The sequence below is a fragment of the Plantactinospora veratri genome (genome assembly GCF_036421995.1).
GTDB classification, from domain to species: Bacteria; Actinomycetota; Actinomycetes; order Mycobacteriales; family Micromonosporaceae; genus Plantactinospora; species Plantactinospora veratri.
The window spans coordinates 386751-404754 of record NZ_JAZGQL010000001.1; the positions used below are offsets into that span (position 1 = coordinate 386751).

Sequence of the window (18004 nt, forward strand, 5' to 3'; positions counted from 1 at the left end):
CCCAGGCCGGAAGCGAAGCGGCCACCGAACGCGGAAGAGGACATCATGCCCCTTCTCCCCGCCGAACCGAGCCGACCCGACACCGTCGTGCTGATCCACGGCCTCTGGCTGACCTCCCGGAGTTGGGAGCACTGGGCCGACCGGTACCGCCGTGCCGGGTTCCAGGTGCTGACGCCGGCCTGGCCCGGCATGGACTCCGACGTCGAGGCGTTGCGCCGCGACTCCGCGTCGATCGCCGAGCTGACCTCGGACCAGATAGTCGAGCACCACGAGCGGATCATCCGGGATCTGCCCACCCCGCCGATCATCATGGGGCACTCGTTCGGCGGCGCGTTCGCCCAGATGCTGCTGGACCGGGGACTGGGCGCGGCCGGAGTCGCGATCGACTCGGCGCCGGTCAAGGGAGTGGTCCGGCTGCCGCTCTCCACGCTCCGGGCCAGCCTGCCGGTACTGCGCAACCCGGCGAACCGGCACCGGGCCGTACCGCTGAGTCTGGACGAGTTCCACTACGCCTTCACCAACACGATGTCCCGGGCCGAGGCGGAAGAGGTCTACCGGCGCTATCACGTACCGGCCGCCGGAGGCGTGCTCTTCGAAGCGGCACTGGCGAACCTGAACCCCCGGGCCGCGATGCGGGTGGACTTCGGCAACGAGCGGCGGGCGCCGCTGCTGCTGATCGCCGGCGGCGCCGACCGGGTGGTACCGCCGTCGATCACCAAGGCGACCGCCGGCCGCTACCGGAAGTCCACCGCGGTCACCGGGTACAAGGAGTTTCCCGGCCGTCCGCACTACACGGTGGGCCAGCCCGGCTGGGAGGAGGTCGCCGACTACGCGCTCAACTGGGCCGTGTCGGCCGCACAGCCGAGGCAGCCCCAGTCCGGCCAGCCGCGTTCCGGCCGGTAGTGGAGGGCGTGGTTCAGGCCGCACCCCCCAGGCTCGCCGGGCCGCCGACGACCGGCGTCCAGGGCCGTACCGCGACCACGCTGACGCCGGGCGCCCGGTAGTAGGGGTCGGCGTCCAGAGCCTCCCGTACCGCCGGTTCGTCCGCGTCGAAGATCAGCAGGGCGCCGGAGTCGTCCGCCCACGGGCCGGCCGCCAGCAGTCCGCCCTCGGCGTGCAGCCGGGCCAGCAGTTCCCGGTGGGCCGGCCGGGCCGCCAGTCGGGCGGAGGGGTCTCCGGTGAAGCGCAGTTCCACAACGATCATGTGCAGACCCTACGGCCGCCCGAGGGATGGCCGCAGTAAACGCTGATACAGCCGCTTCGGACCGGGCCGGGCGGCCGCCCTGGCCCGTCCGGAACAATCCAGGGATGGAAGCGACGGAGCTGCGCCGGCTCGCCGACGTACCCCTCTTCGCCGGGCTCGGGCCGGCACAGCTACGCCGGCTGCTCGACCGTTCGGTACCCCGGACCGTCGAGCCCGGCGTGGTTCTGGCGGTACGCGGGCAACCCGCCGAGCACGTGATCGTGGTGGAGGCGGGCACCCTGACCGGGGTGCACGAGACGGCCGACGGGAAGCGGCTGCGGCTCGGCGACTTCGCCGGCCCGTGCGCGGTCGACAAGAGCGCGGTGCTGGACGGCGGCGGGTACACCGCGACCTGGCTGGCCGCCACCGTGTTGCGCTACCGGCTGGTGCCGGCCGGCGAGCTGCTCCGGCTGATCGACGACGTACCGGCGGTGCGGCGGCACGTACTCGGACACCTGGCCGGGCGGCTGCGGGACGGGCAGGCGGAGCTGGTGCGTACCTCGTACGCCGATGCCGGGACCCGGGTGGCGGCCTGGCTGGTCGCGGCGGCCGGCCGGAGCGGGCGCCGGGTGCCGCTCCCCGGCGCGCAGCAGGGGCTGGCAGAGGCGGTCGGGATGACCCGGGTGACGGTCAACCGGGCGCTGCGCACCCTCGCCGACGCCGGGCTGGTCCGGGTCGAGCCGGGTGCGGTGGTGGTGCTGGCACCCGAACTCCTGGCGGCGCGCGCCACGACGGCGATCTGACGGGTGCGGCGATCTGACGGGTGCGGCTAGCCAGCCCGGCCGGTCAGCGCCGCGTCGCCGCCCGGCCGCGCCGCTATCCGGCCGAGCCGATCGCCACGGCGAGCTTGCCGACGGTACCGCTGTTGTTGAAGTCGGCGAAGGCCTGCGGAACCTCGTCCAGCAGATAGGTGCGGGCGATGGAGGGGCGCAGCCGGTCGGCTGCGGCCTCGGTGGCGAGGTGGTCGAGCACGATCCGGTCCGGGATCGCCTCGATGGCGGTGACGTTCAGCGCGCGGTCGCCGAGCTGCTCGGAACTCACCCCCAGGCTGGAGGAGAACTTGCCGTCCGGGGTGACCAGGTCGGCGATCAGTTCCGGGTCGCCGGCCAGGTGCACCGCGCTGTCCACGCCGTTCGGGGCGAGCTGCCGGACCTGCGCGGCCAGGTCGGCCCGGTGGTCCACGGTGTGCGCGGCCCCGAGTTCGTGCAGCAGGTCGGCGGCGGGGCCGGCCTCGGCGGTGGCGATCACCGTGGCTCCCCGTGCGGCGGCGAGCTGGACGGCGTAGTGGCCCACCCCGCCGGTGGCCCCGGAGATCAGCACCGTCTCGCCGTGCCCCGGTGCGACCGCGTCCACGCTGGCCAGCGCGGCGACCCCGGCCAGGCCGAGCACACCGGCGGCCCGGTAGTCGACCCCGGCCGGCAGCGGCGCGAGGCCGATCTCCTCCGGTACGACCACGTACTCGCCGAACGAGCCGTCGCCGAGCCCGGGCTTGGCCACCACCCCGAACACCTTCTCGCCGGGCATGAACCCGCTGACGCCCGGACCGACCTCGGTCACGATGCCGGCGAAGTCCCGACCGAGCACGACCGGGAACTGGTGCTCGACCTCGCCCGACAGGAAACCTCCGGCGAGCTTGGCGTCGAAACCGTTCAGGGACGAGGACTGTACCTCGATCTTCACCTCGCCGTCCCCGGGCGTCGGCTCCGGCATTTCCCGGACCTCCGGCATGGCCCCAAAAGACTCAGACATCACGGCACGCATCTACCGGCCTCCCCCGAACGCTCACCCGCTCCGACACCGGTGCTTTCCCGCCGGGCCCCGCGACATGCCTTCCAGCTCGGCCCGTCACCGGGGCGCTGCGGGCCGGAGACGACCACGGTTCGGCCGGCCGCGACCGGCAGCGGCGTCTACCGGTTCGGCCGAACAGACGGACAAGGTGGGCTCAGTCGAAGAACCGGGCCAGGTGGCCGGGGTCCGGGCCGGGGTCGTCCGGGCCCAGCGGAGTCAGGTCGGCGAAGATCGACGCGCCGTCGCAGCCGGCGTGCAGCGGGTACCACCGGGGCGCACCGGGGTGGCGCTGGCACATGTGCTTGATCGTCTGCACGTCCAGCAGGCGTACGTGGGTCGGGTCGGCGACCGCGTTGACATGCCCCCACCACGGGCTCATCACGTGCAGTACGCCACCGGGCCGGAGTACCCGGTGGCACTCGTCGACCAGGGTCAGGAAGTCGATCAGGTGCTCCAGGATGTGCACCGTGAAGATCACGTCGACCGAGTCGCCGGCCAGCGGCAGCGGGCCGGAGAGGTCGGCCTGGGCGTCCACCCCCGGAGCTACCCGCAGGTCGAGGCCGAGGTTGCCGGGGTACTGCTTCGCGGCGCCACAGCCGAGATCCATCACCACCGGGTCCCGGCCGGCCACCCGTACCCGGGACCAGACGGCCAGTACGCCGTCGAGCCGGCCGACGAGTCGCCGGATCAGCGCCAGCTCCTCCCGGTCGGCCACCTCGCCGGTCAGGTGGGCGACGCCCCGGTCGAACCGTACCTCCACCGCCGTGCCGCGCAGCCGGTCGTCGTGCTTGACGAGGTCGGCGTAGGCCATGCCGAGGAACTCGTCGATCGCCCGCAACCGTTCGCCGGAGGGCGCCCTGTGCAGTTGCGCGACCATCACCACCTCCCGGACGGGGCTACCCGGAATCGTCCGGTCTACGCCTCACCCGGTGGTGGCGCGTCGGGCGGCCCGCCCCAGGTTGCGCATCCTCGGCCGGGACGCGACCGCCCGGAGTACCCGTTTGAGGTGGTAGCGGTGCAGTTCGGCGCTGCCCTGCATGTTGCTGTCCTCGGTCACCGAGACCAGCTCCCAACCCTGGGCGCCGGCCCGGTTGAGGTGGGCGAGCGCGGTGTCCCCGTACGGGGAGACGTCGAGCACGGCGCCGTCCGGGCCGTACCAGGTGTAAGCGAGTTCCCAGCCGGTGTCGTCGAGCCGGGGCTGGCGCCGGCGCACCAACAGGGCGTACTCCCATCTGAGCATGGAGTAGTTCTTGCCCAGCCGGGCAGCGACAGAAACGGGGGTCGATGGGCGGGCTTCGCCGGGACCCCGGTTCAGCGGCGGCGCCGCCGTTCGGCGGTGGTGCGGCGGATCTCTTCGGTGGCCCGGGTGAAGGCGGGGGCGGCCCGGGCGAAGTAGTCGAAGAGCACCGCCAGCTGCTCCGGGGCGTAGCGGGGTCGGTGACCCGGCACCCGGCTGGCCGACGAGATCGAGCGGATCCGGTTCCTCGGCCCCGACACGGCGGTACTGACCGGGCGCGGCGACACCTACAAGGGCCGTCGGCCCAGGCGGCTCGGCAAGGTGCAGACCTACCTGCTGGTCCGCGAGGAGGACGGCCGGTGGCGGATCGCCGCGTTCCACAACACGAAGCGCCGTTGATGGAGGCGATCATGTTCCGTACCGAGCCGCGTACCCTGCCGGGCGGCGACCGGGCCCGTCGCTGACCGGCCGGGTCAGGCTTCGCTGACCCGGCCGCCGTCGACCCGGACGTGCCGGTTGGCCCGGAGCGTCTCCAGCATCCGGCGGTCGTGGGTGACCAGCAGCAGCGTTCCCGGGTACGACTCCAGCGCCGATTCGAGCTGCTCGATCGCCGGCAGGTCGAGGTGGTTGGTCGGCTCGTCCAGGACCAGGAGGTTCACTCCCCGGGCCTGGAGCAGGGCCAGCGCCGCCCGGGTCCGCTCGCCCGGCGAGAGGGTGTCGGCGGGCCGCAGCACGTGCGCCGCGCGCAGCCCGAACTTGGCCAGCAGGGTCCGCACGTCGGCCGGGTTCAGCTCCGGTACGGCGGCACCGAAGGCGTCCAGCAGCGGCTCACCGCCGACGAAGAGTCCCCGCGCCTGGTCGACCTCGCCGACCACCACCCCCGGGCCGAGCGAGCTGTGCCCGTCGTCGAGCGGCAGCCGGCCCAGCAGGGCGGCGAGCAGCGTCGACTTCCCCGAGCCGTTGGCGCCGGTGATCACCACCCGGTCGGCCCAGTCCACCTGGAGGTCGACCGGGCCGAGGGTGAAGTCGCCGAGCCGGACGAGGGCGCCACGCAGCGCCGCCACCACCGCACCGGCCCGGGGCGCGGCGGCGATCTCCATCTTGAGCTGCCACTCCTTGCGCGGCTCCTCGACCGCGTCCAACCGCTCGATCAGCCGTTCGGTCTGCCGGGCCTTGGCGGCCTGCTTCTCGGTCGCCTCGGTCCGGAACTTCCGGCCGATCTTGTCGTTGTCGGTCGCCTTCCGCCGGGCGTTCTTGACGCCCTTCTCCATCCAGGCCCGCTGGGACCGGGCCCGGGCCTCCAGCGCGGCGCGGGTGTCGGCGTACTCCTCGTAGTCGGCGCGGGCGTGCCGGCGCGCCACCTCGCGCTCCTCCAGGTAGGCCGCGTAGCCGCCGCCGTAGTGCCGTACCTGCTGCTGGTGCAGGTCGAGTTCGAGGACCCGGGTCACCGTCCGGGTCAGGAACTCGCGGTCGTGGCTGACCAGCACCGTGCCGGCGCGCAGCCCGGTGACGAACTCCTCCAGCCGGTCCAGGCCGGCCAGGTCGAGATCGTTGGTCGGCTCGTCGAGCAGGAAGATGTCGTAGCGGCTGAGCAGCAGCGACGCCAGTCCCGCCCGGGCCGCCTGACCGCCGGAGAGCGAGGTCATCGGCTGCTCCAGGTCGACCGCCAGACCCAGCTCGGCGGCGATCTGGTCGGCCCGCTCGGCCAGGTCGGCGCCGCCGAGGGCGAGCCAGCGCTCCAGCGCGGTCGCGTACCGGTCGTCGGCTCCGGCGACGCCGTCGGTCAGCGCCTCGGTCGCGGCGTCGAGTTCGGCCTGCGCGGCGGTCACCCCGGTACGCCGGCCGAGGAAGGCCCGGACCGTCTCGCCGGGGCGCCGGTCGGGTTCCTGCGGCAGGTGTCCGACGCTCGCCGACGGCGGGTTGAGGGCCAGGGTGCCGTGTTCGAGCGGTTGCAGCCCGGCCAGGGTACGCAGCAGCGTGGACTTGCCCGCGCCGTTGGCTCCGACGACCCCGATCACGTCACCGGGGGCGACGACGAGTTCGAGATCGGCGAAGAGGACCCGGTCGCCGTGCCCGGCGGCGAGGTCCTTGGCGATCAGTGTGGCGCTCATGAGACTTCAGATGCTATCCGCCCGGGCAGGTGCGAGTCGGCGGTGGAGGAGCAGACTGATCCTGTGATGACCACGTTGGCGATCGACTGCGGCGGCGGCGGCATCAAGGCGTCCGTACTCGACGACGCCGGCACGATGCGTACCCGGCCGTTGCGGGTGCCGACCCCGTACCCGTTGCCGACCGCGCTCTTCGTCAAGACCCTGCTCGCGCTCGGCGGCCGGCTGCCGGCGGCGGACCGGGTCACCGTGGGGATGCCCGGGATGCTCCGGCACGGCGTCGTGGTGGCCACCCCGCACTACGTCACCCGGGCCGGGCCACGGACCAGGCCGGACCCGGAGCTGGTCGCCGAGTGGTCGGGCTTCGACGTGCGCAGCGCGCTCACCGACGCGTTCGGGCTGCCGACGCTGGTGCTCAACGACGCCGAGGTGCACGGCGCCGGGGTGGTCGCCGGTACCGGCCTGGAACTGGTGCTGACCCTCGGCACCGGGCTGGGCTGCGCGCTCTTCGACGGCGGGCAGCTCGCCCCGCACCTGGAGCTGTCGCAGGCGCCGGTCCGGTGGGGGATGAGCTACGACACCTACATCGGCGAGCACGAGCGGCGCCGGCTCGGCGACGCGTTCTGGTCCCGCCGGGTCCGGGGCGTGGTGGACGGGCTGCGCCCGGTCTTCCTCTGGGACCGGCTCTATCTGGGCGGCGGCAACTCCCGGCTGGTCCGCCCCGAGCAGGTGGCCCGGATGGGCGACGACGTGGTGGTGGTGCCGAACAGCGCCGGCATCATCGGCGGGGTACGCGCCTGGGAGCTGCGCCGCCCCGGGTGGGGCTGACTCCGACACCGGCGACGGCCCGGCGAGGTCACCGGCTTCGCGGGGTGCTTCCACCGGTACGGACCTGGACGGCAGAGGCGTCACCCGACGGCGGTAGCGCACCTGCTGTCCAGGTCGACGGCGTGCGGGAGTACGCCGGAACCGGACACCGTGCTCTCGCGATCTCGCCCGTCGGAACAGTCGCGGTACTGGCGGTGTTGTGCCAGCGTCGGGGGAAAGTAGTCGCGACACGAGGAGGTGGGTCTAGTGGATCTTCTGGCCGAGTACCGGCGGGCGACCATGTACTTCGAGACCGGGGACCCGTCCGAAGCTGCCCGGTTGCTGGAACCCATCGTCGAGGCCGAGCCCGACAACGCCTCCGTACGCCAGTTGCTCGCCCGGGCGTACTTCCAGACGGCGCAGCTCGCCCGCGCCGAGGAGCAGTTGCGCACCCTGGTGCAGCGCGACCCGAGCGACCACTACGCGCACCACGTGCTGGGCCGCACCCTGGAGCGGGTCGGCCGCCCGGAGGAGGCCCTGCGGCACCTCCGGATCGCCGCCGCGATGTACGCGGAGAACGACGACTACCGGATCGCCCTGGAGCGGGTCGAGACCCGGGTCGGTGGCCGGCGGTGACCGCCGACCGGCTGCTGCGCCTACCATCGGGGGCATGGACGCTGCCCGGCCGGTGACCCGCCGATGAAGCTCAAGCTCGACCTGCACGACATCTTCAACCGTGGCCAGGACATCGACCGGGCGTTGCGCGGGATCATGGACGAGGCGGTGGCCAAGAAGGCGACCATGGTCGAGATCATCCCGGGCAAGGGGTCGGGGCAGCTCAAGAAGCGGGTACTGCGCTTCCTCGACCAGAAGGAGATCAAGCAGCTCTACCACCGGGTGGAGAAGGACTCCAAGAACTTCGGCCGCCTCTTCGTACACTTCCGCTGGAAGTAGCGCGCGGCGAGGCTGAGGTCACCCGGTCGACAGTGGCTTGACCCAGCGCGACCACTCGGCCTGCGGCTGGTAGCCCAGCGCCCGCCAGGCCCGGTGTGCCAGCGCGTTGTCGTCGAGCACCATGGCGTCGACCCGACTCCCGCCGAGCTGCCGGAACCGTTCCTCCGCCGCCTCCACCAGCAGCCGCCCGACGCCCTGGCCACGGCACTCCGGCGCCACCGCCAGCCGGTAGAGGTGACACCGCCACCCGTCCCACCCCGCGACGACCGAGCCCACCAGCACCGAGTCGCGTACGGCGAGGATCAGCGCCCCGGGATCGCGCGCGACGAGCCCCCGCACGGCCGCCGCCGTGTCAGCGGGCCGGTGCGCGTCCTCCGCCGCCCTTCGCCACAGATCGAGTACGCCAGGAACGTCGGCGGCATCTGCCGTCCGAAGGGTCACGTCAGCCACGGAAAGCACCGTAGGCCACGGCCCGCAGCACCGTAAGCGCGGCCTGCGGCACCGTAGGGCCGGCGGAAGGAAACCGTAAGGAGACGGCGGCAGAGTGAGGTCATCGGGCGGGCGGCAACGGGAAGCGCCGGCACGGACCACAGGGAGCAGAGACCATGCGCAAGATCATCGAGTCGACCTTCGTTTCGCTGGACGGGATCATCGACGACACCCGCCCGTCCACCGCGTCCCGGGCGCAGCCGCAGCACTGGGGCCAGCCGTACTGGGACGACGCCCACGCCGGCTACGCGCAGAAGCTGATGGACTCGGGGGACGCCATGCTGCTGGGCCGGCTGACGTACGAGGGGTTCGCCGAGGCGTGGTCGTCCCGGGCCGGCGACCCGCACGCCGACGTGATGAACGCGATGCCGAAGTACGTCGCCTCGCGCACCCTCACCGAGACCACCTGGAACGCCACTTTGCTACAGGGTGACGTGGCCGAGGAGGTCGCCAAGCTGAAGGAGCAGCCGGGCCGGAACATCCTGAAGTGGGGCACCGGCGAGCTGGACCGCACGCTGGTGCGGCACGGCCTGGTCGACGAGTTCCACTTCTGGTATTTCCCGGTGGTCGTCGGCGCCGGCAAGCACCTCTTCGAGGGCGCCGGATTCGACACCACCCACCTGAAGCTCGCCGACGTCGAGCGGTTCGACTCCGGCATCGTCGTGCACGTCTACGTACCCAAGTAGGCCCGGCAGCCGACGTCAGGCCCGGTCCCCGTCCACCAGGGACCGGGCCTGAGCCGTCGTGAGACCGCCACCATCGGCGAAGAGCGTGTCGAAGTCCGGGCCGGTGGCGGCCCGGACCGTCGCCGTGAGCCGGTCCAGTTCGGCCCGGTCCGGGTCGGAGAGCCGGTAGTCGGACTTCCGGCGGGCGGCGTCGGCGGCGCCGAGCAGTTGCCCGGCCAGCTCCGCCCGCCCGGCCCGGACCAGCGCGTCGGCCATGCCCGCCAGCGCGGACGCCATCTCCGGCCCCGAATCCTGCGCCCGGGCCACCTCGAACGCCTCCCGGTGCCAGGCCAGCGCCGCCGCCGGATCGCCGCGCTCCCCGGCCAACAGACCCAGCTCGATCAGCACCATCGCCAGGTACGGCGGGTGCCCGTCCCCGCTCTGCTGTTGCCGGCCCGTGGCGAGCAGCCAGCGCAGGTGCCGCTCGGCCAGGTCGAGCCGGCCGTCGCGGCGGGCGGCGAAGGCCAGCGTGATGGTGGCGAAGACCTCGCCGGAGAGTTGCCCCTGCTCGGCGGAGAACCGCCGTGCCTGCTCGGCGTACTCGATCGCCCGCGGGTGGTCCCCGAGCCGCGTCGAGATCCAGCCGAGCCAGCCGAGCCGACCGGCCACATCGGACCAGAGTCCCAACTCCTCGGCGATCCGCAGGCCCTGCTGGCTCAGCCGGGCCGCCTCGGCCCGGTCGCCGGTCAGGTCGGCGAGGCCGATCAGCCAGTCGGTCGCCTGGAGTACTCCCCAGTCGTCACCGATCTCGCCGAAGAGTTCGGCGCCGCGCCGGGCGTCCGATTCCAGCGCGGCCGGGTCGGCCCGGATGTGCCCGAGCATCGCCCGGTTGCTCAACACCGCCGCCTCGCCCCACCGGTCCCCGGCGGCCCGGAACGTCTCCAGCGCCCGGCCGAGCAGCTCGGCGGTGGCGACCAGGTCCCCGAAGTCGATCGTGGACATGGCGAGGAACCATTCCGCCCGGGCCCGGCCGAGCGGGTCCGCCACCTTGTCGTAGCCGCGGAGCACCTCCGCCGCCAGCTCCGGACCGGCCTGACCCTGCCGGATCGCCAGCCCGGCGTGCCACGCTTCGGCGCCGGTCCGGACCACCTCCGGCACCTCACCGGGTACGCCGAGCGCGCCGGCCAGCGCCCGGCGGGCCTCGGTGAGCCGGCCACGCAGGAACCGGTACCAGACCAGGGCCGTGGCCAGCCGCAGTGCCGGCTCGGCCGCACCCGTGCGCCGGAACGTCTCCCCGGCGGCCCGCAGGTTCGCGGCCTCGGCGTCCAGCCGGCGCAGCCACTCCCGCTGCCCGGGGCCGCGCAGCTCCGGGTCGGCCCGCTCGGCCAGTGCCAGGTAGTGCTCGGCGTGCCGGCGTCGCAGCGGCTCCTCGTCGCCGGCCTCCCGGAGCCGGACCAGGCAGTACGCGGAGACCGACTCCAGCAGCCGGAACCGGGGCCCGTCGCCGGCGGACGGCGCGGTGGCGCGTACCACCAGCGAACGGTCGACCAGCCCGGCCAGCAGGTCCAGCACCGCACCGGCCGGCGTACCGTCCCCGGCGCAGACCGCTTCGGCGGCGGTCAGCGTGCAGCCGCCGGAGTGCACCGCCAGCCCGCGCAGTACCGCCCGCTCCGGCTCGGTCAGCAGTTGCCAGCTCCAGTCGATCACGGCGGCCAGGGTGCGCTGCCGGGCCGGTGCGTCGCGCGGGCCGGTGGCCAGCAGCCCGAACCGGTCCTGTGGCACCTGCAAGCGGGCCGCCAGCTCGGCCACGCCGAGCACTGGTACCCGGGTCGCGGCCAGCTCCAGCGCCAGCGGGATGCCGTCCAGCCGCCGGCACACCTCGGCCACTCCGGCCACCGTCTCCGGTGCCGGTTCCAGGCCGGCGCGGGCCAGGAAGAGCCGCACCGCGGCCGACCGGGCCAGCCGGTCCGGGTCGTCGGTGTCGGGGAGGTCGAGCGGCGGCAGCTCCCAGCGGGTCTCGCCGCGCAGCCGCAGCGGCTCCCGGCTGGTCGCCAGCACCCGCAGCCCGGGTGCGGCCGGCAACAGCTCGCCGACCAGCCCGGCCACCGGCTCGACGACGTGTTCGCAGTTGTCCAGCACCAGCAGCGTCCGCCGCTCCCGCAGGGCGGTCGCCAGCCGTTCGCCCGGCGGCTCCGCCCCGCCGGGGCCGTCCGGAATGGCGAGTACGGCGAGGAGCGGCTCGGCCGGCTCGCCCGACCCGTCCCAGGTGGTCAGGTCGACCAGCCAGATCCCGTCCGGGTACGCCTCGGTCAGCGTCCGGGCGACCTCGGTCGCCACGCTGGTCTTGCCCACCCCGCCCGGTCCGGTCAACGTGACCAGCCGGCCGGCGCTGAGCAGTTCGCGTACCCGCCGCACGGCGTGTTCGCGGCCGATCAGCTCGGTCACCGGCGCCGGCAGGGCCGGGCCGGCCCGCAACCGCCGCCGGACCGGTGCGGGCGGGTCCTCGGCCGGGTCACCGGCCAGGATCGCCCGGTGCAGCGCCGCCAGCTCCGGCCCCGGATCCAGTCCCAGCTCGTCGGCGAGGCCGCGCCGCAGCTCCTGGAAACTCTCCAGCGCCTCGCCGGTCCGGCCGGCCCGGTGCAGCGCCCGGATGTGCGCCGCGCGCAGCCGTTCCCGGTACGGGTGCCGGGCCACCTGCTCGGTCAGCTCGCCGACGAGTCCGGCGTGCTCGCCGAGTTCGAGCCGCACCTCCGCGTACGCCTCCACGGCGGTGGCCCGTTGCTCCTCCCAGCGGGCCACGGCGGTACGGGCGAACTCCTCGTCGGCGAAGTCGGCCAGCGCGTTCCCCCGCCACAGTGCCAGCGCGTCGGCGAGCAGTCCGGCCCGGGTACCCGGATCGTCGGCCGCCTGTGCCTGTCCGAGCAGTGCCGTGAAGGTCGTCGCGTCGACCGCGTCGGGGCCGGCCCGCAGTTCGTACCCGGGTGCCTGCGAGACCACCAGGTCCCGGGCGTCCGGCTCGGCGCCGGCCAGTGCCCGGCGCAGTTGCGAGACCCGTACGTGCAGCGCGGCGGTCGGGTCGGCCGGTGCGGCCGTACCCCAGAGGTCCTCGACCAGCCGGTCGACCGAGACCGGTCGTCCCGGCGAGATCAGCAGGTCGGCCAGGAGGGTTCGCACCTTCCGGCCGGGGATGGTGACCGGCGCACCGTGGTCGGTCCAGACGGCCAGCGGCCCCAACACCCCGAATCGCACCGACCCAGGCTACGGAAGTCGTGGGCGAACGTCGCCACCACGGCGGCGACGTTCGCCCCGATCGTCGGGCCGGTCAGGACGAGCAGGTGTTCAACATGGTCTGCAGGGCGCTCTTCTCCGCCGACTGCAACCGCAGGCCCCAGTTGTACTTGGTCCGGATCCACATCTTGGCGTACGTGCAGTGGTAGGCGGTGCGGCTCGGCTTCCAGGTGGACGGGTCCTGGTCGCCCTTGGCCTGGTTCACGTTGTCGGTGACCGCGATCAGTTGTGGCCCGTTGAGGTCGTTGGCGAAGGACTGCCGGCGGCTGGTGGCCCACGAGCTGGCCCCGGAGCGCCACGCCTCGGCGAGCGGCACGATGTGGTCGATGTCGACGTCGGCCGGGTTCGTCCAGGTCGCCCCGTCGTACGGGCTGAACCAACTGCCCGAGGTCGGGTAGCAGGAAGTGTCCACACCCACCCCGCTGCCGTCGCGCCGCAGTACCGTCTCCCGGGTGTTGCAGGCACCGCTGGTGGTGATCCAGTGTGGGAAGAGGTCGCGGCTGTAGCCGGTCATCGACCCCTGGGCGGCGACGGTGAGCGCGTTCAGGTTGGACTGGGCGGTGGCCTTGGCCGGGATGCCGGGTGGGGTGGCGCCGGCCGGGGTGGCGACCAGCAGGGACGCGGTGATCGCCGCGATGGCGGCGGTGGCGGTGAGGATGGGCCGGATGCGGCGACGTCGGACGTGCGGCACGGATGCCTCCCGAAGGCTCTGGGGGTACGGGAGGGATCAACGTAACTGATCATCGTGACCGGAGCGCCACCGTCACGTAACGGAGCATCGACGCGGGCCGTAATCCCGGGCGACCGGTGCCGGGCGGCGGGCCCGTCCGGTCCAGGACGGGCCGCGCCCGGCGCCGACCTGGTCGGTCAGGCCGGCTGGCTGCTGGCGGGGGTGGGCTGGCGGGGCGTCGAGTTGCTGGTCCCGTTGTTGGAGGTGGCCGGAGCCGCGCCGACGCCGAGCACGGTCAGCGCGGCCAGCAGCAGCGCGATCCACTCGTTGGAGTCCAGTCCACCGAGGATCACCGTGGCCAACACCTGGAGCACGCTCAGCACCACGGCGACGGCTGTCTTGCCCCACCGGTACTGCGGGGTCAGCGGCACCAGGTAGACCCCGACCGCGGTGGCGGCGGCGATGGCGATCTGCACCGCCTCGTCCGGCTCGACGCGCTGGTCGCCGGAGAGCGCGCCGTACGCGACCGTGAGCGCCGCCCCGGCGACGGCGGCGAGAGCCTTGCCGTACTTGCGGATCATGGGTTTCGCACCGTGCCTCTCCGGTGGCGGACCGTGGTCCTGCGGGTGGTGGGTCAACCGGGCGCGGACCTCGCCGGCTGTCGTGCCGTCATCGTGTTACAGCCCGCCGCCGCATGTCAGTCGGATATCGGCAGCTCTGCGGTCGACTTCCCGCCGGACGGCACCGGGCGACCGCCATTTCCGCGGTCCATTCCGAACCGGGGGTGAATTGGCGGCCCCGGTCAGGCCAACTCGCTCAGCGCCAGCACCTCGTCGGCGCATCCCCAGGAAAGGGCGAGCCCGGAGCCGCCGTGACCGTAGTTGTGGATGAGGACATTGCCGTCGACCTGGTCACGTTCGATCCGTACGCTCGGCCGGCTCGGCCGGAGCCCGACCAGGATGCGCCGGATCGGGGCGTCGCGGAGCAGCGGCTCGACGGCCGCGCACCGTTCGACGATCGCCGCTGCCCGGGCGGGGTCCGGGGTGAGGTCCTCCGAGCCGGGCGTCGCGCTGCCGCCGAGTACGACGTGGTTGCCGTGCGGCAGGATGTAGGTCATGTCCTCGTGCTCGGCCCAGTCCTGGAAGAACGTCTCTATTCCCGGATTGTCGACGACCACCAATTGTCCCCGAGTGGGATAGACCTGGTCGTCCGGGACCAGATAGCGGGCACCGAGTCCGGTGCAATTCACCAGCACTCCGGCGGCCCCGGCGAGTTCCTTGAAAGAGCCGACCGTGCCGATTTCGATATCGCCGCCCTGGCCGATGAGGCGCTCGGTGAGATATCCCAGATAGGTCGGCATGTTCACCAGTGGACTGGTGTAGCGCCAGCCGTTGACGTAACCGGGCGGCAGTTCGTCGGGGCTGCACAGTTCGAAGTCGCTCAGCTCGCGGACGCAGGCCGGCGGCTCCAGTGGAAATGGTGCCACCTCCAGGCCACGGACGAGCCGTACTCCGGCGGACGGGTCCTCGGCGATCTTCTCCAGGGTCAGCCGGGTCTGTTCGCTCCAGTGCAGTACGCGTTCGTCGGTCAGTTCGTACGGCCCCCAGCTCGCCCCGGCGGAGGCGGAGGTGGTCTCCTGCGGCGGCCGGGCGGCCCGGATCTGGACCGAGAGCCCCGCGTCGGCGAGTCGGACCGCGGTGGACAGTCCGATGACGCCCGCGCCGATAACCAGAACGTCGGGCCGTCGGGATGTTGCCATTAGGCCATATTAACGGAGGTCTTACCCGTCGAGCGGTCGCCTGCTGCCGGATACCTGGTTGCGCGGGCGCCGCTGGACAGCTCGACGCGTCATTACGGATTCGCCGGCCGGCGCGGAAGCTGGAAATTGCGGGCGTGAATTACCGTCGGTGGTGAAACTCCGGGGCGAGCGGTCGGTCGAATTCGCGAAGACCAGGGAGTTCATTCGACTGCGACCTCCATTGACTACTGTCAGTAATTGCAGGGCTTCGTGTGGTTGCGATGCCGGGTCCGGCTCCGGGGTGGTGTGCGGGTCGGCCGGTGCGCCGGTCGCCCTCGCTGCCGGTCCGCCGGTTCCGGTCGGTGGGTGGCCGGTGGGCCGATCGGTCGATCGTCCGGGGTGGACGGGGCCGGGCTGTCCCGCTTCGGCGGGATTTATCGCGGTCATCCGCCGCGGTGGGCGCGCCGAGCCGGTTGACAGGCCGGAAACTCGATGTCAATCTCCCGGTATTCTCGGACTGGGAGCGCTTCCATAGATCTTGGTCCACGTCGTACCACCCCGCCCGGCGGTGCCGGCCACCGGTCACCGCGCCCACCGGAAGGAATGACGTGCTCAGACCCCGCTCGCCGCGTACCGTTCCACTCGCCGCCGCCACCGTCGCGGCCCTGGCCGCCACCGTGCTGACCGCACCCGTCGTCTCCGTCGCCGCCCCGGCCGACGAGGCGCCGGAGCAGATCGTCAACGGCACCTTCGACGACGGCCACGCCCCCTGGTGGGGCACGGCCAACCTCACCCTCGACTCCAGCACCGGCCAGCTCTGCGCCGGGATACCGGGTGGCACGATCAACCCCTGGGACGCGATCATCGGCCAGGACAACGTCGCGCTGGTCGCCGGTGAGTCGTACGAGTTCCGGTTCTTCGGCCAGGCCACCCCGAACAAGGTCGGTCGGGCACTGGTCCAGTTGCCGGTCGACCCGTACACCCAGTACCTGTCGGCCAGCCCCGAGCTGAGCGTCTCCGGCAACGAGTACCGCTACACCTTCACCTCCCCGGTCGACCTGCCGAACGCCCAGGTCGTCTTCCAGCTCGGCGGCAGCGCCGAACCCTGGACGGTCTGCCTGGACAACGTCTCGCTGACCGGCGGCGCCGAGCCGGACGTCTACGTCCCGGACACCGGCCCGAGGGTCCGGGTCAACCAGGTCGGCTACCTGCCGAAGGGGCCGAAGAACGCCACCGTGGTCACCGAGGCGACCAGCCCGCTGCCCTACCAGCTCCGCGACGGCGCCGGCCGGCTCGTCAAGCAGGGCCGGACGACGCCGCGCGGCCTGGACCGCTCCTCCGGGCAGAACGTGCACACCATCGACTTCGGGCACTTCACCCGCGCCGGCACCGGCTACACGCTGACCGCCGACGGCGAGACCAGCCGGCCGTTCGACATCAGCGCCGACTTCTACGAGCAGCTCCGCACCGACGCGCTGAAGTTCTACTACACCCAGCGCAGCGGCATCGAGATCTCCGACGCGCTCCGCCCCGGCTACGGCCGTCCGGCCGGACACGTCGGGGTGGCACCCAACCAGGGCGACACGGCCGTACCCTGCCAGCCCGGTGTCTGCGACTACACCCTGGACGTCTCCGGCGGCTGGTACGACGCCGGCGACCACGGCAAGTACGTGGTCAACGGCGGCATCTCGGTGCACCAGCTGATGAGCGAGTACGAGCGCTCGACCCGGGCCCGCACCGGGCAGCCGTGGCGGCTCGGCGACCGGACCCTGGCCCTGCCGGAGAGCGGCAACCGGGTGCCGGACATCCTCGACGAGGCACGCTGGGAGCAGGAGTTCCTGCTCAGCATGCAGGTGCCGGCCGGAAAGCCGCTGGCCGGAATGGCCCACCACAAGATCCACGACGACTCGTGGACCGGGCTGCCGCTGCTGCCGCACCTCGACGAAAAGCGGCGCGAACTGCACCCGCCGTCCACCGCCGCCACGCTCAACCTGGCCGCCACCGCCGCGCAGGCCGCCCGGGTCTTCAAGCCGTACGACCGGAGGTTCGCCGAGCGGAACCTCGCCGCCGCCAGGACGGCCTGGGCCGCCGCGCTGGCCAACCCCGAGCGGTACGCCGACCCGGCCGACGCCAACGGCGGCGGTGCCTACAACGACGCCGACGTCACCGACGAGTTCTACTGGGCCGCCGCCGAGCTGTACCTGAGCACCGGGGCGAAGGAGTACCGCGACTTCGTGCTCGCCTCGCCGCACCACACCGGCGACGTCTGGCGGGAGCGCGGGATGGACTGGGGCAACACCGCCGCGCTCGGCCGGCTGCAACTGGCCACCATCCCGAACAACCTGCCGGACCGGGCCCGGGTACGCGCCTCGGTCGCCCAGGGCGCCGACCGCTACCTGGCGACCCTCCAGGCCCACCCGTACGGCATCCCGTACAACCCGTCGGACAACCTCTTCGACTGGGGCTCCAACAACCTGATCGTGAACAACGCGATCGTGCTGGCCACCGCCTTCGACCTGACCGGCAAGGACCGCTACCGGGACGGCGTGCTGGAGACGATGGACTACATCTTCGGCCGCAACGCCCTGAACCAGTCCTACGTGACCGGGTACGGCGAGGTGGCCTCGCGCAACCAGCACAGCCGCTGGTACGCCCGCCAGCTCAACCCCGACCTGCCCAACCCGCCCCGGGGCACCCTCTCCGGCGGCCCGAACTCGGCCATCCAGGACCCGGTCGCCCAGCAGAAGTTGCGCGGCTGCGCGCCGCAGTTCTGCTACATCGACGACATCGAGTCCTGGGCGACGAACGAGCTGACCATCAACTGGAACGCCCCGCTGGCCTGGATCGCGGCCTTCATCGCCGACCAGGACAACGGCGACGCCGGCAACCGCCGGCACTGACCGCCCGACGGGCGAAGCCCCCGGTCGGCGGGTGACCGCCGGCCGGGGACCGCCCCACCGCACCTGGCCCGTTGTGGGTCGGTGGGTCCTCGACCCGGCCGGCCGGCGTCTCGGCGA

Annotated in this window: 18 protein-coding genes and 1 pseudogene; 8 read left to right on the plus strand and 11 right to left on the minus strand. The window is 72.8% G+C overall.

Translation table 11 applies throughout. The features are described 5' to 3' along the window. Positions 1 to 45 precede the first annotated feature (45 nt). Positions 46 to 903, plus strand: coding sequence for an alpha/beta hydrolase (locus V1634_RS01750; protein ID WP_331205934.1), 858 nt, complete (start codon positions 46 to 48; stop codon positions 901 to 903). A gap of 13 nt (positions 904 to 916) precedes the next feature. On the opposite strand, the gene V1634_RS01755 is transcribed toward V1634_RS01750, so the two are convergent. Then, entirely contained in the window at positions 917 to 1204 is a 288-nt protein-coding gene (locus V1634_RS01755) for a YciI family protein (RefSeq protein WP_331205935.1), read from the minus strand. Between the two features lie 104 nt (positions 1205 to 1308). Between V1634_RS01755 and V1634_RS01760 the strand changes: the two genes are divergently transcribed. Continuing rightward, complete coding sequence (locus V1634_RS01760; RefSeq protein WP_331205936.1) at positions 1309 to 1986, plus strand: Crp/Fnr family transcriptional regulator; 678 nt, start codon at positions 1309 to 1311, stop codon at positions 1984 to 1986. A 73-nt stretch (positions 1987 to 2059) separates the two neighbouring features. Here V1634_RS01760 and V1634_RS01765 read toward each other — a convergent pair whose 3' ends face one another. The 4 genes and pseudogenes from V1634_RS01765 to V1634_RS01780 form a co-directional block, all read right to left on the minus strand. Continuing rightward, positions 2060 to 2953: an NADP-dependent oxidoreductase gene (locus V1634_RS01765; RefSeq protein ID WP_331205937.1), complete on the minus strand. Its 894-nt coding sequence runs from the start codon at positions 2951 to 2953 to the stop codon at positions 2060 to 2062. Positions 2954 to 3185: 232 nt separating this feature from the next. Beyond that, entirely contained in the window at positions 3186 to 3908 is a 723-nt protein-coding gene (locus V1634_RS01770) for a methyltransferase domain-containing protein (protein ID WP_331205938.1), read from the minus strand. 114 nt (positions 3909 to 4022) lie between these two features. Beyond that, positions 4023 to 4271, minus strand: a pseudogene (locus V1634_RS01775) (hypothetical protein); the annotation flags it as partial. 71 nt (positions 4272 to 4342) lie between these two features. Further along, positions 4343 to 4528, minus strand: coding sequence for a hypothetical protein (locus V1634_RS01780; RefSeq protein ID WP_331205939.1), 186 nt, complete (start codon positions 4526 to 4528; stop codon positions 4343 to 4345). A gap of 7 nt (positions 4529 to 4535) precedes the next feature. Here V1634_RS01780 and V1634_RS35385 point away from each other — a divergent pair, with 7 nt between their 5' ends. Then, positions 4536 to 4667 (plus strand): nuclear transport factor 2 family protein, encoded by a 132-nt coding sequence (locus V1634_RS35385; protein ID WP_407951703.1) that lies wholly within the window; start codon positions 4536 to 4538, stop codon positions 4665 to 4667. Positions 4668 to 4741: 74 nt separating this feature from the next. Here the strand turns inward: V1634_RS35385 and V1634_RS01785 are convergent, their stop codons facing one another. Next, on the minus strand, positions 4742 to 6379 hold the full coding sequence (locus V1634_RS01785) for an ABC-F family ATP-binding cassette domain-containing protein (protein ID WP_331205940.1): 1638 nt from the start codon (positions 6377 to 6379) through the stop codon (positions 4742 to 4744). Between the two features lie 63 nt (positions 6380 to 6442). Here V1634_RS01785 and V1634_RS01790 point away from each other — a divergent pair, with 63 nt between their 5' ends. From V1634_RS01790 to V1634_RS01800, 3 genes are all read left to right on the plus strand, one after another. After that, positions 6443 to 7204 (plus strand): ROK family protein, encoded by a 762-nt coding sequence (locus V1634_RS01790; protein WP_331205941.1) that lies wholly within the window; start codon positions 6443 to 6445, stop codon positions 7202 to 7204. A gap of 246 nt (positions 7205 to 7450) precedes the next feature. After that, positions 7451 to 7819 (plus strand): tetratricopeptide repeat protein, encoded by a 369-nt coding sequence (locus V1634_RS01795; RefSeq protein ID WP_331205942.1) that lies wholly within the window; start codon positions 7451 to 7453, stop codon positions 7817 to 7819. Positions 7820 to 7882: 63 nt separating this feature from the next. Continuing rightward, the gene (locus V1634_RS01800) at positions 7883 to 8137 is read left to right on the plus strand and encodes a Smr/MutS family protein (RefSeq protein ID WP_331205943.1); all 255 of its coding nucleotides are present in this window, start codon (positions 7883 to 7885) and stop codon (positions 8135 to 8137) included. A gap of 18 nt (positions 8138 to 8155) precedes the next feature. Here V1634_RS01800 and V1634_RS01805 read toward each other — a convergent pair whose 3' ends face one another. After that, entirely contained in the window at positions 8156 to 8587 is a 432-nt protein-coding gene (locus tag V1634_RS01805) for a GNAT family N-acetyltransferase (protein ID WP_331205944.1), read from the minus strand. Positions 8588 to 8742: 155 nt separating this feature from the next. Between V1634_RS01805 and V1634_RS01810 the strand changes: the two genes are divergently transcribed. Next, positions 8743 to 9312, plus strand: coding sequence for a dihydrofolate reductase family protein (locus V1634_RS01810; protein WP_331205945.1), 570 nt, complete (start codon positions 8743 to 8745; stop codon positions 9310 to 9312). Between the two features lie 15 nt (positions 9313 to 9327). On the opposite strand, the gene V1634_RS01815 is transcribed toward V1634_RS01810, so the two are convergent. The 4 genes from V1634_RS01815 to V1634_RS01830 all read right to left on the minus strand — a co-directional run bounded on the left by V1634_RS01815 (position 9328) and on the right by V1634_RS01830 (position 15008). Further along, complete coding sequence (locus V1634_RS01815; RefSeq protein ID WP_331205946.1) at positions 9328 to 12540, minus strand: BTAD domain-containing putative transcriptional regulator; 3213 nt, start codon at positions 12538 to 12540, stop codon at positions 9328 to 9330. Positions 12541 to 12613: 73 nt separating this feature from the next. Further along, positions 12614 to 13270 (minus strand): HNH endonuclease family protein, encoded by a 657-nt coding sequence (locus tag V1634_RS01820; RefSeq protein ID WP_407951692.1) that lies wholly within the window; start codon positions 13268 to 13270, stop codon positions 12614 to 12616. A gap of 176 nt (positions 13271 to 13446) precedes the next feature. Continuing rightward, positions 13447 to 13830: a hypothetical protein gene (locus V1634_RS01825; protein ID WP_331205947.1), complete on the minus strand. Its 384-nt coding sequence runs from the start codon at positions 13828 to 13830 to the stop codon at positions 13447 to 13449. Between the two features lie 221 nt (positions 13831 to 14051). Then, complete coding sequence (locus V1634_RS01830; RefSeq protein WP_331205948.1) at positions 14052 to 15008, minus strand: FAD-dependent oxidoreductase; 957 nt, start codon at positions 15006 to 15008, stop codon at positions 14052 to 14054. Between the two features lie 587 nt (positions 15009 to 15595). On the opposite strand from V1634_RS01830, the gene V1634_RS01835 reads away from it, so the two are divergent. After that, entirely contained in the window at positions 15596 to 17887 is a 2292-nt protein-coding gene (locus V1634_RS01835) for a glycoside hydrolase family 9 protein (RefSeq protein ID WP_407951693.1), read from the plus strand. The last annotated feature ends 117 nt before the right edge of the window (positions 17888 to 18004 follow it).

Excerpts from the sequence above, each read along its gene's own strand:
- V1634_RS01760 (WP_331205936.1), top strand. The coding sequence starts at position 1,309 with ATGGAAGCGACGGAGCTGCGCCGGCTCGCCGACGTACCCCTCTTCGCC.
- V1634_RS01755 (WP_331205935.1), bottom strand. The coding sequence starts at position 1,204 with ATGATCGTTGTGGAACTGCGCTTCACCGGAGACCCCTCCGCCCGACTG.
- V1634_RS01800 (WP_331205943.1), top strand. The coding sequence starts at position 7,883 with ATGAAGCTCAAGCTCGACCTGCACGACATCTTCAACCGTGGCCAGGAC.
- V1634_RS01810 (WP_331205945.1), top strand. The coding sequence starts at position 8,743 with ATGCGCAAGATCATCGAGTCGACCTTCGTTTCGCTGGACGGGATCATC.
- V1634_RS01825 (WP_331205947.1), bottom strand. The coding sequence starts at position 13,830 with ATGATCCGCAAGTACGGCAAGGCTCTCGCCGCCGTCGCCGGGGCGGCG.
- V1634_RS01785 (WP_331205940.1), bottom strand. The coding sequence starts at position 6,379 with ATGAGCGCCACACTGATCGCCAAGGACCTCGCCGCCGGGCACGGCGAC.
- V1634_RS01770 (WP_331205938.1), bottom strand. The coding sequence starts at position 3,908 with ATGGTCGCGCAACTGCACAGGGCGCCCTCCGGCGAACGGTTGCGGGCG.
- V1634_RS01830 (WP_331205948.1), bottom strand. The coding sequence starts at position 15,008 with ATGGCAACATCCCGACGGCCCGACGTTCTGGTTATCGGCGCGGGCGTC.
- V1634_RS01765 (WP_331205937.1), bottom strand. The coding sequence starts at position 2,953 with ATGCCGGAGCCGACGCCCGGGGACGGCGAGGTGAAGATCGAGGTACAG.
- V1634_RS01750 (WP_331205934.1), top strand. The coding sequence starts at position 46 with ATGCCCCTTCTCCCCGCCGAACCGAGCCGACCCGACACCGTCGTGCTG.